This window comes from Rhodococcus sp. NJ-530, assembly GCF_003860625.1.
In the GTDB taxonomy this organism is placed as follows: Bacteria; Actinomycetota; Actinomycetes; order Mycobacteriales; family Mycobacteriaceae; genus Rhodococcus_F; species Rhodococcus_F qingshengii.
Map to the genome: position 1 here is coordinate 1605881 of NZ_CP034152.1, position 14563 is coordinate 1620443.

The 14563-nt window shown below is 59.8% G+C and carries 12 protein-coding genes; 8 read left to right on the plus strand and 4 right to left on the minus strand.

What is annotated here, in order from left to right; genetic code table 11:
• The first annotated feature begins 121 nt into the window (after positions 1-121).
• A complete protein-coding gene (locus EHW12_RS07490) occupies positions 122-1513 on the plus strand; it encodes an amino acid permease (protein WP_042450435.1) in 1392 nt (463 codons plus the stop codon).
• Here the strand turns inward: EHW12_RS07490 and EHW12_RS07495 are convergent.
• Positions 1485-2738 (minus strand): FAD-dependent oxidoreductase, encoded by a 1254-nt coding sequence (locus EHW12_RS07495; protein WP_042450433.1) that lies wholly within the window; start codon positions 2736-2738, stop codon positions 1485-1487. The genes EHW12_RS07490 and EHW12_RS07495 overlap by 29 nt on opposite strands.
• A 786-nt stretch (positions 2739-3524) precedes the next feature.
• On the opposite strand from EHW12_RS07495, the gene EHW12_RS07500 reads away from it, so the two are divergent.
• Positions 3525-4232 carry a hypothetical protein gene (locus EHW12_RS07500; protein WP_125050456.1) on the plus strand — a complete coding sequence of 236 codons (708 nt, stop codon included), beginning with the start codon at positions 3525-3527 and terminating at the stop codon, positions 4230-4232.
• Between the two features lie 211 nt (positions 4233-4443).
• Here EHW12_RS07500 and EHW12_RS07505 read toward each other — a convergent pair whose 3' ends face one another.
• Positions 4444-5904 carry a wax ester/triacylglycerol synthase domain-containing protein gene (locus EHW12_RS07505; protein ID WP_058228005.1) on the minus strand — a complete coding sequence of 487 codons (1461 nt, stop codon included), beginning with the start codon at positions 5902-5904 and terminating at the stop codon, positions 4444-4446.
• Between the two features lie 1428 nt (positions 5905-7332).
• Positions 7333-8481 (minus strand): PucR family transcriptional regulator, encoded by a 1149-nt coding sequence (locus tag EHW12_RS07515; RefSeq protein ID WP_007733721.1) that lies wholly within the window; start codon positions 8479-8481, stop codon positions 7333-7335.
• Between the two features lie 82 nt (positions 8482-8563).
• Here EHW12_RS07515 and EHW12_RS07520 point away from each other — a divergent pair, with 82 nt between their 5' ends.
• The 6 genes from EHW12_RS07520 (at position 8564) to EHW12_RS34570 (ending at position 14220) form a co-directional block, all read left to right on the plus strand.
• Positions 8564-9349 carry an HAD-IIA family hydrolase gene (locus EHW12_RS07520; RefSeq protein ID WP_020906711.1) on the plus strand — a complete coding sequence of 262 codons (786 nt, stop codon included), beginning with the start codon at positions 8564-8566 and terminating at the stop codon, positions 9347-9349.
• Between the two features lie 81 nt (positions 9350-9430).
• Complete coding sequence (locus EHW12_RS07525; protein ID WP_019744475.1) at positions 9431-9988, plus strand: DUF6764 family protein; 558 nt, start codon at positions 9431-9433, stop codon at positions 9986-9988.
• Between the two features lie 273 nt (positions 9989-10261).
• Complete coding sequence (gene groL, locus EHW12_RS07530) at positions 10262-11887, plus strand: chaperonin GroEL (protein WP_003941476.1); 1626 nt, start codon at positions 10262-10264, stop codon at positions 11885-11887.
• 282 nt (positions 11888-12169) lie between these two features.
• Positions 12170-13615 carry a wax ester/triacylglycerol synthase domain-containing protein gene (locus EHW12_RS07535; protein ID WP_125050457.1) on the plus strand — a complete coding sequence of 482 codons (1446 nt, stop codon included), beginning with the start codon at positions 12170-12172 and terminating at the stop codon, positions 13613-13615.
• Positions 13616-13827: 212 nt separating this feature from the next.
• Complete coding sequence (locus EHW12_RS07540) at positions 13828-14013, plus strand: hypothetical protein (protein ID WP_223304379.1); 186 nt, start codon at positions 13828-13830, stop codon at positions 14011-14013.
• A gap of 63 nt (positions 14014-14076) precedes the next feature.
• Entirely contained in the window at positions 14077-14220 is a 144-nt protein-coding gene (locus EHW12_RS34570) for a hypothetical protein (RefSeq protein WP_003941503.1), read from the plus strand.
• A 93-nt stretch (positions 14221-14313) separates the two neighbouring features.
• Here EHW12_RS34570 and EHW12_RS07545 read toward each other — a convergent pair whose 3' ends face one another.
• Complete coding sequence (locus EHW12_RS07545; protein WP_003941534.1) at positions 14314-14517, minus strand: PspC domain-containing protein; 204 nt, start codon at positions 14515-14517, stop codon at positions 14314-14316.
• Positions 14518-14563: the final 46 nt, after the last annotated feature.

Sequence of the window (14563 nt, forward strand, 5' to 3'; positions counted from 1 at the left end):
ATGGACCATGTGTGTCAGGTCACTGTACGGCCGTCCAACAGGGTCGTGCGGGAACACGCGCGGTGGTAGCGGACAATGGTTCGCGCACGTATGACGATCCATCCGACTGGAGTACCGAGAAGTGAACAGCGACGCCGCGACGCAGGATGGCCTCAAGCGAGGGCTGACAGCGCGCCATATCCGCTTCATCGCCCTCGGATCAGCCATCGGAACCGGACTGTTCTACGGCAGCGCCGAGGCCATCAAACGAGCCGGCCCGTCGGTGCTCCTGGCCTACCTGATCGGCGGTATCGCGGTCTACCTGGTGTTGCGAGCGCTCGGCGAGATGGCGGTCCGTAACCCGGTTTCCGGTTCGTTCAGCGAGTACGCGAACAAGCACCTCGGACCACTCGCCGGTTTCATGACCGGGTGGACGTACACGTTCGAGATGGTGATCGTGTGCCTCGCCGACGTCACCGCCTTCGGCCTGTACATGCAGTTCTGGTTCCCGGACGTACCGAGATGGATCTGGGTTCTGGCTGTCGTCTTCTTCATCGGCGCGATAAACCTGTTGAGCGTCAAGGTGTTCGGCGAACTGGAATTCTGGTTCACGCTCGTGAAGATCACCGCCATCATCGCGATGATCGCCGGCGGCATCGCGATCATCGTGTTCGGATTCGGCGTTCACGACACCGATGCCGGAATCAGCCACCTCTGGTCGGACGGCGGGTTCTTCGCGACGGGCTTCGGCGGATTCGTCGCGTGTTTCGCGATCGTCATGTTCGCGTTCGGTGGCACCGAGATCATCGGTATCACCGCGGGCGAAGCCGAGGATCCGGCGCAGACCATCAGGAAAGCCGTCAACACGGTCCCGGTGCGCATCATTCTCTTCTACATCTGCACCCTCGCCGTCATCATGGCGATCATTCCGTGGCAGACCATCAACTCCGACAACAGCCCGTTCGTCCAGATCTTCGAGAACCTCGGATTGGGAACGGCCGCATCGATCCTCAACATCGTCGTCATCACCGCAGCCCTGTCAGCCATCAACAGCGACGTTTTCGGTGCGGGTCGCATGATGTTCGGAATGTCGCATGCCGGCCAGGCCCCGCAGGTGATGAAGAGAGTCTCCGCCAACGGTGTTCCGTGGATGACCGTTGTCATCATGACCGTTGCCCTGTTGGTGGGAGTAGTGCTCAACTACCTGATCCCGGACCAGGTGTTCCTCGTCATCGCCTCGCTGGCGACCTTCGCCACCATTTTCGTCTGGATCATGATCCTGCTCTCGCAGTTCCGTTCCCGCGCTCAGATGAGTGCAGACGAAACAGCGGCACTGAAGTTTCCAGTGCCGCTGTGGCCGTACGGTCAGATCTTCGCGATCGTGTTCCTGGCTTTTGTCATCGTGTTGCTCGGCGTCATCGCCGATACCCGAGTTGCGCTGCTCGTCGGCGCCGGATGGCTGGTTCTGCTGACGGGCGCGTACTACAAGTGGGTGAAACCGGCTGTCAGCGCAGCGGATCGAAGCGGCGCATGACGGTCGGCGTCTGAGCACCGGTCATCGAGTCGGCCACCATCTTTCCCGTCAACGGACCCAGAGCGATTCCCCACATTCCGTGACCACCGGCGACGTGCACGCGCGGCGAGCGCGTGGCGCCGATCAACGGCAAACCGTCGGTAGTGCACGGCCGTGAGCCCACCCACTCCTCTTCCCGTGCAGTCCAGTCGATGCCGCTGAGCATCGGCTTGGCTGCATCGATGATCGCCTGCACCCGGCGCGGATCCAGCGGCGCGTCAGGGCTGCGGAATTCCATCATTCCGGCCACGCGGAAGCGATCGTGCAACGGCGTGCACGCAACGCGCTGGGTGGGGAAATACACAGGGTTCTTGGGGAGGTGCTCAGGCTTGACACTGAAGCTGTATCCGCGTCCGGCCTGCACCAGTTTGCGCACACCGAACGGTGCGGCGAGCTTGTTCAAGCGGGCACCACTCGAGATGACTACGGAGTCACCGTCGCGTGAATCACCCTGTGCACTGCGAACACTGACTCCGCCGACCCGATCGTCGATCTGCGTGACCTCGAAACCGCTGACGATTTCTCCACCGCGTTCACGAACCGCGTCCGCCAACGAGTTCACGAACAACGGGGGATCGATGAAACGCTGATTACGCAGACGCAAACCGGCTTTCACACCCTGGCCGAGTGAAGGCTCGAGCGAATGAATCGCGTCGTAGTCGAGGAGGTCGAAGTCGACCTCGCCGCCCGCGGCCTCGACGTGATGGAACTCGTCCACCAAAGTCTGTCGGTCCTTCTCGGATGCAAACGCGGCGAGGAAAGGATCGGCCAGGCGGGTCAGCTCTTTGACGCCACCGTCGGCGAGTTCGTCATACGCGCCCAAGGCTGTTCGGTTGACCTCGGTGTAGACCGACATCGCTTCCTGCCACTTCGACGGCGTGCAGTGGCGCGCGAACCCGACCAGGAACCGAATCAGCTTCAGATCGGTGGTCAGTGGCACGTACACCGGGGACGACGGGCTGAGCATCGCGCGCAAGCCGTATTGGAGCACTGCGGGTTCGGGCAGCGGAAGCGTCAATGCGGGGGCAAGCCAACCGGCGTTGCCCCAGCTCGCGTCGGCTGCGACCCCGTCGCGATCGACGACGGTGACCTCGACTCCACGTTCCTGCAAGAACCAGGCCGTCGACAATCCGACAACGCCCGCACCGACCACGACCACACGATCGGGGCTCTGACGAGTTCCCATGACGCACTCCTTCTACAGACTCTGCTCGAACCGAGACGCCGGTCACATCCGGCTCTTCTCTCAAGCATGAATCGCGGGGGCGGCAAAAGGACTGGCCGTTCGGCCACAGCTTCGGGGAATGCGTTGTGCGAGTGCACAGCCCTCGCTTGGGAAGCGAATCACAGTGAGTCGGTTCGTGAATGCGCTGGAACTTTTGAATTAATACTAAAGTATTAACCATCTCTCGAATGAGCTGCGTTGTTAATACTTTAGTATTAATGTTTCGCTGAATGTTAGTTCCTTGGTATTAGTCGCGTGCAAATCCTGGATGTAAGTGGGGGCGCCATTTCAAGTTGTCGAGAGATTTCTTTCAAAAACTGTTACAAGTTCTAGTAATTGAGGTATGGTGACGGTCATCACATAAGCGGCAAATCGTGAATGGCCTTCAATCGTCGATCAGCTGTTCCAACTTACCGCTCGGTGTGAGCATCCAGTGGAATGGGTGCTACCAAACCAGCTGATTGGAGGTGGTTTCTCACGGTCGGACGTCATCTTTTTCGGAATCGAGACATGATTCCCGGGTGATGTCGTATCGCTAATCTCCGTTGTCAAGATTTCGGTCGTGCATCGGTAGTGAACAAATCCTATCGTGCTGCGCACGGCCTCAAAGACTTCCCCTTCGCCGCGAAAATTCCGGTGATGCGGAGGCTGTCAATGCAGTAGTTCAACTTTACTCGAACTGCGTTTTGGCGGGAAGTGCTATCAACGCTATAAACCGATCCCGAAAGGGAATGAGGAGTAGAAGATATGCATGTTTCAACGGCAAAACGTACGGTGGCCGCTCTAGCAGTAGCAACTGCTTCGGCGGGCATGGTATTCGCAGCAGTTGCACCGGCGTCGGCAACTGCAGGTACGACGGTGACGAGCTATAACCAGGCGTGCCGCGCTGTAAGTGTTGGGCAGACCGTGGATCAGGTAGTTCCAACCTCGGTCACGGCTAACCACGTCACTGTGAATGCCACGCCCGGGGTAAATTCATACACCCTTCAGCCCGGTTCAGCGACGACGCCCAGCAGTTCTGGCGTCTCGGGTGTCACATTCCTCGGCATTGATGACGTCAGGCTTGTCTACCGCTATGACCCAGCGACGTTCGTCGCAGGATCGGCCGCACTGGTGGCCGGTTCCGGTTCGGGCTACACAGGCACGGTCACTCTCACCGATACCGGATCGCAACTGATCGTGGACGGTGCGGATGTCGGCGTAGGCGTGACATACCAGCTTCCGAAGATCAGTTTCCAAACTCGGAACAGTGCGTTGGACGTGAAGTTCGACACTCAGGGCACCGCGGCCCAGATGTATAACTTCTCGGCGAATTACTTCCGTTTCACATCGAAGGCGTCAGTGCCTATCTTCGGGACAGTCAGTGCGCCGACCTCATGCATTCCCGCCAATGCGGTGGGTGCGACCGGTAGTTACCCGGCACTGAATTCGGGTGCGGGCGTTCTGCATCCATAGTCAATCCGGACCCCGGTGATAACAGCGCTGCCTGACACCCCACTCAGGCAGCGCTGTTTTGCGTAGTCTTGTGCGTGAGTGCCAGAAGTGTGTGCCGGGAGGCGCTTCCAGACCATGTGGATGCGAGTTACGTGCAGAATTACCCGCTCGACAAGAATCCCGACCTACCGCAGTGGTAGGCCGGGCTCGTAATGTCTTGGTGAATAAGGGATCAGGATGCGATGACGGTCGAGTTGCTCTCGAGCTCACGCGTCTTTGCGGCTTCCTTCAGTTCCTCGAAACTCGCGCGAAGCAACTCCAGGTAGTGGCCTAGATCTGGCATCGTTGCGGCGTCTGCAATCACGTTGAGCGTTAGGTTGCCGCCACTCGCAGCTACCATGAAGTGCCGCAGCCCGTCACCGTCGACCGGTGCTTGATTAGCGAGTACGGCAGTGCCAGTTGCCCCGTTCAGGGTCAGTCCGTTGACCGAGAGCGGAATGTTACTCACCATCGTGTGCTGATACCGCGGCCCATCCGGCTTGTAGTCGTCATGGTGACGTGAATATGCCATCAACCGCGCTATCGGAGCGGGTAGGGTCTCCAACACTGTGCTCATCCGCCGGACCGCTGTGTGGGACGTACGGGCCTTCTCCGAGCGTGCAGACTCTGCGATGAGAGCGAGTCTCTTCAGCGGATCCGTGATCGTGGTGTGCATGTTCACGGACAGATTCACCAATTGGTTTGCGGACTCCCACTCCTCTTGCTTGCGCATGGACCGCGGAACCATCGCGAACAGAGAACCTCGAGGCGCTTCGCTCTTCTCGGTAAGGTATCGCGCCATCGCGCAACCGACCACAGCCAGAAGGACGTCGTTGACAGTCGCTCCGGGGACTGCGTTCTTCACATGCCGAACCTCGTTGCCTGCGAGGATGATCGGCTCCACCAATGCCGACCCGCTTACCTTGCAGTTGAAGCGGGTGCTAGTACTTTCGTAGATGCACTCGTCCCATTCTCCAGCACTCTTCGCCTCGACTACCGCACGGGCAGCAGCCCGATTGCCCGGAATGCTCTTGGCGAACTGGATAAGTTGGCCGGGGAAACTCAGCACTGATCGCGTGAAGAGACGTCCCCGTAGGAACCGTATTGCAGGTGCTGATTTCCTCGGCCGTTGCGCATCCGAAAATATGGCTTCACCCAGCATTCGGATCGCGATTCCGTCGGCCGCGCTGTGATGAGACTTGAGCACAACCGCCGTCAGCCTGCCGGGTAGAGCGTCAAGCCCCTCGATCCCCGTGAAAAAGTGCAGTTCCCAGGGTGGGCGGCTGAGATCCATTCTCGAGGTCAGCAGGGCGCTGAGCATTTCTTGAAATGGTGCCCAACCCGGCTCGGAAATCGCGTTGACCCGCACGTGGTCGCCCACATCCAGGTTGGGGTCTGGAACCCAGTACGGATGGCCGAGTCCCAGTGGCGTGTGCTGGATTCGGTGGGTGAACATGCGATTGTGTCCGAGCCTGGCGGTGACCCAATCGACGGCTTGCGCCTGCGTGAATTCTGCGGCTGGGTGCTGAGATGTTTCGAAGAAGTACACGCCGACCAGATGCTTCAGGTGGCCGGCGGACTCGTTGTAGACGAAGTCCGCGTCTCGCGGATTCACCTGTGTGACAGCCGCATCCAGCAGGTTGGGCAGTCTCATGTCGAACTCCTCACGTGGCGGGTGCCGGATCAAAGTGTCCGTGCCCCGGAACTCTCGTGGCCCGGAACTCTCGTGCCTGGAAAACTCTCGTGCTTGGAACGCGAAATGACCCCCGAGGCGAATTGGAGCCTCGGGGATCATCGAAGTTCAGAGTAGAGAAGTTGCACCAGAGAATTTACTTCTGCAGAATGGTACTTCCCAGGCCGGTCAACTCTATGGTCCCAGTAGCCCAGGCGATCAAACTGGTGATATATCTTTGCAGCATTGTAAATCACCTTTCCTTAGAGCGGCGTCGGCGTGTACGCGGACAGGGTGTTGAGATACTTCGCGAACGTACCTACTAGGTCGATTGAGCCAAATCCCACCAGATCCGACAGATAGCTCATTGAAAGATCGAACATTATTGTCTCCTCTCCCGACTACGGGGCAACGGTCGAGCCGAGGGCGGTCTGAATGCTTCCACCAATACCTGCAGAACCGCTAGCCATTAGGTTGATGGCTGCGGAGATAGACTTGAAGATGCCGTCGACTATTGCCTGCACATAAACGAACGGGGGAAGCAATGATTGCGAATCAATGCTCGTGACTGCGTCGATGATACTTGCTGTATCCACTATGCTAACGCTCCTTGCGGTAGATTTTTATCACGGTAGGAAATTCTGTTGAAGTCAGCCGAGTGGGGGTTGCCAGTCGAAGTCGACTGACGCCATGGAGCCTCTGTATACGAGCAATGAAATGATCTGCAAAATTATCGGTTCCTTGAGGTAAGGCACCATCGATCCTAGATCCATCGTTTACTCCTGTCGTTGGGTGATGTTCTGAAATGGATCAGGGTTGCGATGAGCCGGTCTCGATTAATCCGGCTAGCGAGCCGGTGGCGCCCTCGATGCCGGGCACTAGGGATCCGCTCCATACATTGTCCAGTAATCCGGTGAACAACGCAGCCGTTGCTTGAAGGAACATTGCGATCATATGAAGTTCCATCCTTTCGATAGATCTGGAAGACTTTTTGTACATCGGCGCATGCTTGTTGCATTCCACAAAGAGCAGGTTCGACTAGTGCACGGACCCTTGCGATCGTTCTGCTAAGAGATCCGTGTGGCGTTCGGGGTCTTATGTGGCGTGACGAGAATGAGGTTAGCTCGAGCAAGTCCACTTTGACTAGGAATTTGTAGAACCAAACTGAAACGTGTTTCATTTATGCTGGTCAGGCAACCAAAATGGCCTATTTGGGCCGTGAGAGGAAGATCTTGCGGAACGCTAACCAGATTGCAAGATTGATGATTGCCGAATTGCTGGGTTTTGGGAATCGTGGCCGGTAATTATGACTTTTGGCGGACTGGTCGTTAATACTTTTGGGTGATATTTTGTCGAATACCTCCCAAAGTGGAGCGGCACGGGAGATGCTCCGATACCTTCTTCGCCGGCTCAGGAACTTCGTAGTTTGAACTGAAGCATCAGGATCAGTCGAGTGTCCGCGTCGCTCAGGTCAACCCCGCACATCTCCTTGCAGCGGCGTAATCGATTGCGGAGAGTGTTGGGGTGAACATGCAATGCTGCGGAGGAACTCGCGACATCACCGCCCTTGTCGAGGAAGGTGTGGGCCGTTGCGACGAGTTCGCTTCCATGTCGACGGTCGTACCCTTCCAGGGCGTGCATAGGTGTGGCGGTGCTCAGTCCGTCGAATATGTCGGCAACATGTAAGGCCAGTACCGACGCCAAGGTGTCGTTCATACCCGCGACAATCCCGCCGGACCGGTTGTGTCGCAGCGCGCCCAGAACATGGTCGGCGTCGGCGCGTGACAAATGGCATTCGCTGGCTGATTTCACGGTGCGGCCCACCGCAACGGCAAGTTGTGCTCGTGTGCGGGCGCGGCTGAGGAAGTCCTCCAACAGTCGGCGGGCGTTCGCTTCGTCAGCGCCGACAACAAGGTACGTCGAGTCGATCAACTGTGCGATCACGGCGTCGACGGCCAGAGTGTCCAGGTACAAGCTCAAGGAGGCGACCAACCCCGCCGGCAGTGGTCCCGTGACGGTTCCGACCGCGACCACCGTGAGCGGACCTGCCAACCGCAAGTCGTCGGCGGCGCGGAATGCGGGTTCGCCACCGCCGATCAGTGCTTGGACGCGCTGGGATTGGCGACGACGTGTGCTGTCGACCCGGTCACGCTCCGAGGCGATTCTCTCGGCCACGACAGATACCGCGGAACGAAGTATCGATTCCTGTGTGGGCGTCGGTGTTCCGGCCAGTGCGACCCAGATCGAGCCGACGGGGTGATCGTTCTCGCGAACTGCGATAACCAGTCGCGGCGTGATCGCGGGGTCTTCGAGGTCGACGTAGATGGGGTCGCTCTCTCGGTGGAGACGATCGAATACTCCTGCATCGGAGAGTAATTGGCGGAATCGGCTGGGTACCTGCCGGCCGAGGATCGTGCCGATGCGGGCTTCGTCTACGGCCTGCTCGCCGCCGGAGTACGCGAGGACAGTCGAGTTCTCGTCCTCGATCGTGACGGGAGCGCCGAGCAATTCGGCCAGAGAACCGGCAACGGAGAATAGGTCGTCGTCGCGCAGGTCCATGGGTGGGAGCCTACTGAGCGATGGACGGATTTCGGGTTTCGACGCCTCGGCAGGACCTCGATGGCGAATATAGGCTGGTGCAATGGCCGACATCGAAGGTGTTCTGTTCGATATCGACGGAGTCCTGCTCACGTCCTGGCAGCCGATCGAGGGAGCAGGGGAAGCCGTACGCGAAGTCCGGCGGCGGGGATTGGCCTGTGGGTTTCTGACCAACACAACCTCGCGCAGTTCGTCGCTCATCGCGCAGGGGTTGTGCGACGCCGGTATCGAGGTCGAGGCGAGCCAGATAGTTACTGCCGCCAGGCTCACGGGGGAGTACGTGCGGGCGACGTATCCGGACGCGCGGGCGTGGGTCCTCAATCACGGTGACGTGTCTGCCGATCTCGAGGGAATCGAATTCGACGACGCCGATCCGGAGGTCGTGATTCTCGGCGGTGCCGGCCCGGAGTTCACTCACGAGGCGCTGAGCCGAGTGCTCGAACTTCTGCTCGCCGGTGTGCCCGTCGTCGCGATGCACCGCGGGATGATGTGGGAGACCGTAGACGGCCTTCGGATCGACACCGGAACGTACTTGCCGGGCTTCGAGGAAGTGGCAGGTGTAAATATCGCCGCAGTGGGTAAACCGTCTCTCACGGGGTTCCTGACAGCCACGGAGCTGATGCATGTCGAACCTGAGGCGACGGTGATGGTCGGCGACGATCTGATCGGGGACGTCCTCTCCTCACAACGAGTCGGCTTGACCGGAGTTCTGGTGCGCACAGGCAAGTTTCGGCAAACAGTGCTCGATCTGTCGGTTCAGAAGCCTGATCATGTCATCGATTCGGTCGCGGATCTTCCGGCCCTTCTCGGGGTCGTCCTCGAGGCTTGACCAGGCGGGGGTGACGGACTTCACTCGAGCGGGTACTCTCGCGCCCGAATCCAATGAACTTGTTCCACGAAGGAGTTTTCTATGCCCTTGATCTCGTCAGTCTGGTTCCGTCGCTCATCCTCTCGAGTCAGCGGAATTTCCAGTAGTCGGTTGGGGGGCCGCCTGGCGAGAACAGGGGCTGTGATGACTGTAGGTATGGGGCTCGCCGCCGGGCTGGCGCTGACCGGTGCGGGAGCTGCTTCGGCAGCCCCCGTCACGTGTGTCTCGCCGCCGTCGGCCAATGACATCCAGGTCTCCGAGACCGCGAGCTGCGGCGCGCAGTCCGTCGGAGCCGGCCGTTCGCAGGCCGGTGCTGCCGAGAGCGGTACCGCTGTGAGCGTCGCCGCCGACAACGGCTACTCCAATTCATATGCAAACGGCTTCGGAACCGCGCTGGGGGCTTCTCGCGGTAACGGTCAGGCGCAGGCATTTGCGCTCGGCGGCGGTATCGCGCGGGCCGGGGCGGCTGACGGAAATGTCACCTTCGCCATCGCTGGTTACGGAGCGGGCGCTACGGCCGATGCCAATGGCGTCGACTGCGTCGGAGTGCTCTCGTTTGCGGTCAATTTGAGTAACGGACAGTTCTGCATCGCGGGCTGAGGCTCAACCTTGCACTCGGCACGCTCGAGTGCTAAAAATGCAGTTGGCACTCGCGAACCGTGAGTGCCAGGTCGAGGCAGTGAGACCGGGAACCATAGACACCCCCGGTCGTCCGTCGCGGGCACTGACTAGACCACAGGCGTAGATGGGTGACCAGGCAAATCGGTCGCCCGTGTAATGAGGTGACTGGTCAAACGGTCGCCTTGTGCCGATGAGGTGACCCGACGAGCGGTCACCTTGTGTGTCACCCCCTATCCGGAGGATCACTTCGCAATGGCAAAGATCATCGCGTTCGACGAAGAGGCACGTCGTGGCCTCGAGCGAGGCCTCAACGCCCTCGCCGACGCTGTCAAGGTGACGTTGGGCCCCAAGGGTCGCAACGTCGTTCTCGAAAAGAAGTGGGGCGCCCCCACGATCACCAACGATGGTGTTTCCATCGCCAAGGAGATCGAACTCGACGACCCGTACGAGAAGATCGGCGCCGAGCTCGTCAAGGAGGTCGCCAAGAAGACTGACGACGTCGCTGGCGACGGCACCACCACCGCTACCGTTCTCGCACAGGCTCTGGTCCGTGAAGGCCTGCGCAACGTCGCAGCCGGCGCGAACCCGCTCGGCCTCAAGCGCGGCATCGAGAAGGCTGTCGAGGCTGTCACAGCTCGCCTGCTCGAGACCGCCAAGGAGATCGACACCAAGGAGCAGATCGCTGCTACCGCCGGTATTTCCGCCGGCGACCCGTCCATCGGTGAGCTCATCGCCGAGGCTATGGACAAGGTCGGCAAGGAAGGCGTCATCACGGTCGAGGAGTCCAACACCTTCGGCCTGCAGCTCGAGCTCACCGAGGGCATGCGCTTCGACAAGGGCTACATCTCGGCGTACTTCGCCACCGATGCAGAGCGTCAGGAAGCCGTCCTCGAAGACGCGTACATCCTGCTCGTCAGCTCCAAGATCTCCACGGTCAAGGACCTGCTGCCCCTGCTGGAGAAGGTCATCCAGTCCGGCAAGCCGCTCCTGATCATCGCCGAGGACGTCGAGGGCGAAGCTCTCTCCACCCTCGTGGTCAACAAGATCCGTGGCACCTTCAAGTCTGTTGCCGTCAAGGCTCCCGGCTTCGGTGACCGTCGTAAGGCTCAGCTCGCCGACATCGCCATCCTCACCGGTGGCGAGGTCATCAGCGAAGAGGTCGGACTCTCCTTGGAGACCGCAGGCCTCGAGCTCCTCGGCCAGGCACGCAAGGTCGTCATCACCAAGGACGAGACCACCATCGTCGAGGGTGCCGGCGACGCCGACGCAATCGCCGGTCGTGTCAGCCAGATCCGCGCCGAGATCGAGAACAGCGACTCGGATTACGACCGTGAGAAGCTGCAGGAACGTCTGGCCAAGCTGGCCGGCGGCGTTGCAGTCATCAAGGCCGGCGCTGCTACCGAGGTCGAGCTCAAGGAGCGCAAGCACCGCATCGAAGATGCAGTGCGTAACGCAAAGGCAGCCGTCGAAGAGGGCATCGTCGCCGGTGGTGGCGTTGCACTTCTCCAGGCAGCTCCCGCACTGGACGACCTCAAGCTCGAAGGTGACGAGGCAACCGGCGCGAACATCGTTCGCGTTGCACTGTCCGCTCCGCTCAAGCAGATCGCATTCAACGCAGGCCTCGAGCCCGGCGTTGTTGCGGACAAGGTCTCCAACCTGCCCGCAGGTCACGGCCTCAACGCTGCGACCAACGAGTACGGCGACCTGCTCGCTGCAGGCATCAACGACCCGGTCAAGGTCACCCGCTCGGCACTGCAGAACGCAGCGTCCATCGCGGCTCTGTTCCTGACGACCGAAGCCGTTGTCGCTGACAAGCCCGAGAAGGCCGGGGCGCCTGCAGGCGATCCGACCGGCGGCATGGGCGGCATGGACTTCTGAGTCCATCTCCACCTAGCTCCTGGAGCCCGGCCCACCATTCGGTGGGCCGGGCTTTTGCTCGTGCGGAGGAGGCAAGTTTCGATGACTTGGCAGCGGCAGCCGCGATGCAGACTGCGGATTCACCTAACCAAGAGGTTGCCTCCTGATCGATCGGAATCGCAGGCACCTTCTCCGATTGCTGGATTTGGTGACACCCAACGATTCCGAGCAGAACCCAGAGGATCTGCATGTCAGCTCGCTACAATTCGGACATTCGTTCAGCGTCGGAATTGAGGGGCATGCATGATCTTTCGGAACTCGTTGCCAGCCGCGGTATCTCAGATGGGACCGCGAGACGCGGAGTTCGTCTACAACGAGTCCGGCGGACATCTGAGCCACATGGTCTGCGCCTACTTCTTCGACACGACGGGCCATCCGCTCGCAGAGATGACGCACGACGACGCGGTTCGGTGGATCACCGAAAGATTCGGGTACTGGCCACTGTTCACGAGTCGGCTCCAGCGAGTTCCGCTGGATCTGGACTATCCCTATTGGGTCCCGGCCGATTTCGACGTCGATGATCACGTGCACGTCCATCGTGCCCCTGTTGCCGGGTGGGCGCCGGTTCGTGAATTGCTCGGGCGCTCGCTCGGGGAGCCGATGGACCTGTCCCGGCCGCCTTGGGAGTTGCACGTCATGACCGGCGTGCACGGGATCGACGAGCTACCGGGCAATCTGACGCTGATCATGCTCAAGACCCACCACGGGGCCGGTGACGGTCTGGCGATCCGCGATCTGACCAACCTTCTGTTCTCCGGTCCGCCGAAACCGGAGACGAAGCGTGCCGGTTCGGGGCTTTCGTCGCTGGATTTGATCGGGCGCACGGTCGTGGGTCTGCCCGGCCAGGCGATCCGTTTCGGCCGGGGTCTGTCCGTGACAAAGGTTGCGGCCGAGACGGTTCGGGAGGCGGAAGAGGCCGGAGAGCTGCCTACGTACTCGGCCGACCGCCTACCGACCCGATTCAACGGCGTGCTGGGCGGAGACATCACGATCGATTTCCTGACGCTGGACGGCCCAGACATCAAGGCGATCCGAGCGGCCGTTCCGGGCGTGACGGTCAACGACATCTTCCTGACCGTCGTCGCCGGTGCTCTCGACGCATACCTGTCGGAGAAGGGCGAGAAATCGGCCAGTGGGTTGGCGGCGATGGTTCCCCGATCGATGCGGAAGATAGCCGAATGGGAGTCGGCCAACCAACTGGCGCTGTTGACGGTCGATCTGCACACAGACGTCGAAGATCCGGTCGAGCGGCTGACACGAATCAGAGATTCGGCGCTGAGGGCCAAAGGGCGGAGTTCACACCCAGCCGTCCGTCGTTACGGCACGCGCATCGAAACTTCGCCTGCGGCTCTGCTCAGACTCACCGGTCTCTCGCGTCGGCTCAACAAGCTGGACCCTTCGCACAAGGTCATTCAGAACACGACGATCAGCAATGTCCCGGTATCAGTCGACGGCAATGTTTTCGAAGGTGCGCCGGCGGTGGCAGTTCTCGGCGGGCAGGCGCCGGTCGACGGAGACATTCTGCGCCACTTCCTCATTGCTGCGCGTGGAGGTTCTCTGACGCTCAATGTCATCGTCTCGCAAGAGACGATGCCGGATATCGAGCACTACGTCGAATTGTTGCGGGTGGGGTTCACGACGCTTTTGCAGGCAGTTTCTGACCAAAATCGTGAGGTAGTCGAACGATAAAGTGCAACTTGCGTCGGAACTTGTGGTGAATCGACGATTTGTGTTCGGGAAATTTCTGTCGAATTCATCCTAATTAAGGTAATTGTCCGTAGTGGTGTCGAGTCGTTATCTCGCGGATTAATGTGACTGTCGACACGTCGAGTGTCTACCGCCGGACTGGTTCGATAATCGTCACCGACGGTAAAAAGAATCACCTACGCGAGGAGCTGAACATGGGTTCGTTGATGGATATTCTCGGTGGTCCGAATGGGGACGGTGCACCGATGCAGGCTTTGCTGACAATGCTGCTGGGATTGGACAATGTCGGTGCAAACCTCTTCGGTTCACTGGCTGACACCGCCGGTGGAATCTTCGGATCTCTCGACACCCTCAGCTTTACGCCGCCTGTCGTTCCCTGAGTTTTCTGATCGGCGTCATTTGCTCGTCCCAAGTGAACCACTGAACATCTAAAGGAGAACGTCATGCTTGAAGGATCTGTCATGGACGCTGCCGGCTCAGTCGGTGCGATCATCGGTCAGGGGTTGGGCAGCGTCAGTGGCCTGGCCGTCAAGGGTCTCGAGGCCCTCGCTGCGCTCAGCGGTGGAGAGTTGAAGGCCGCCAAGTAGATTGTTGATTTCGGGGCCTGCTCGTGTTGGCGCGTAGGCCCCGAAATACCTTTTGTCGGCGCGTAATTCTCGCCATGTCAGGTGCCGGAATCCTCAACCTAACGGCATGAGCATCCAGGCGGCGAGATATACCAAAGCCGCGGTTCCGCCCGTGCAAATAGCGGCGATAACGGCGAGTAGACGGACAAGATTGACGTCGGCGCCGAAGTAATCTGCAATTCCGCCGCACACTCCGGCGAACATTTTCTTGTCGTTGGAACGGGTGAAGGGGCGAGGTGTGTTGCTTTCGAATGTCATGCTTCAATTCTGAAGCGAGATGGCACCGCGCACCATCGGGGACGAC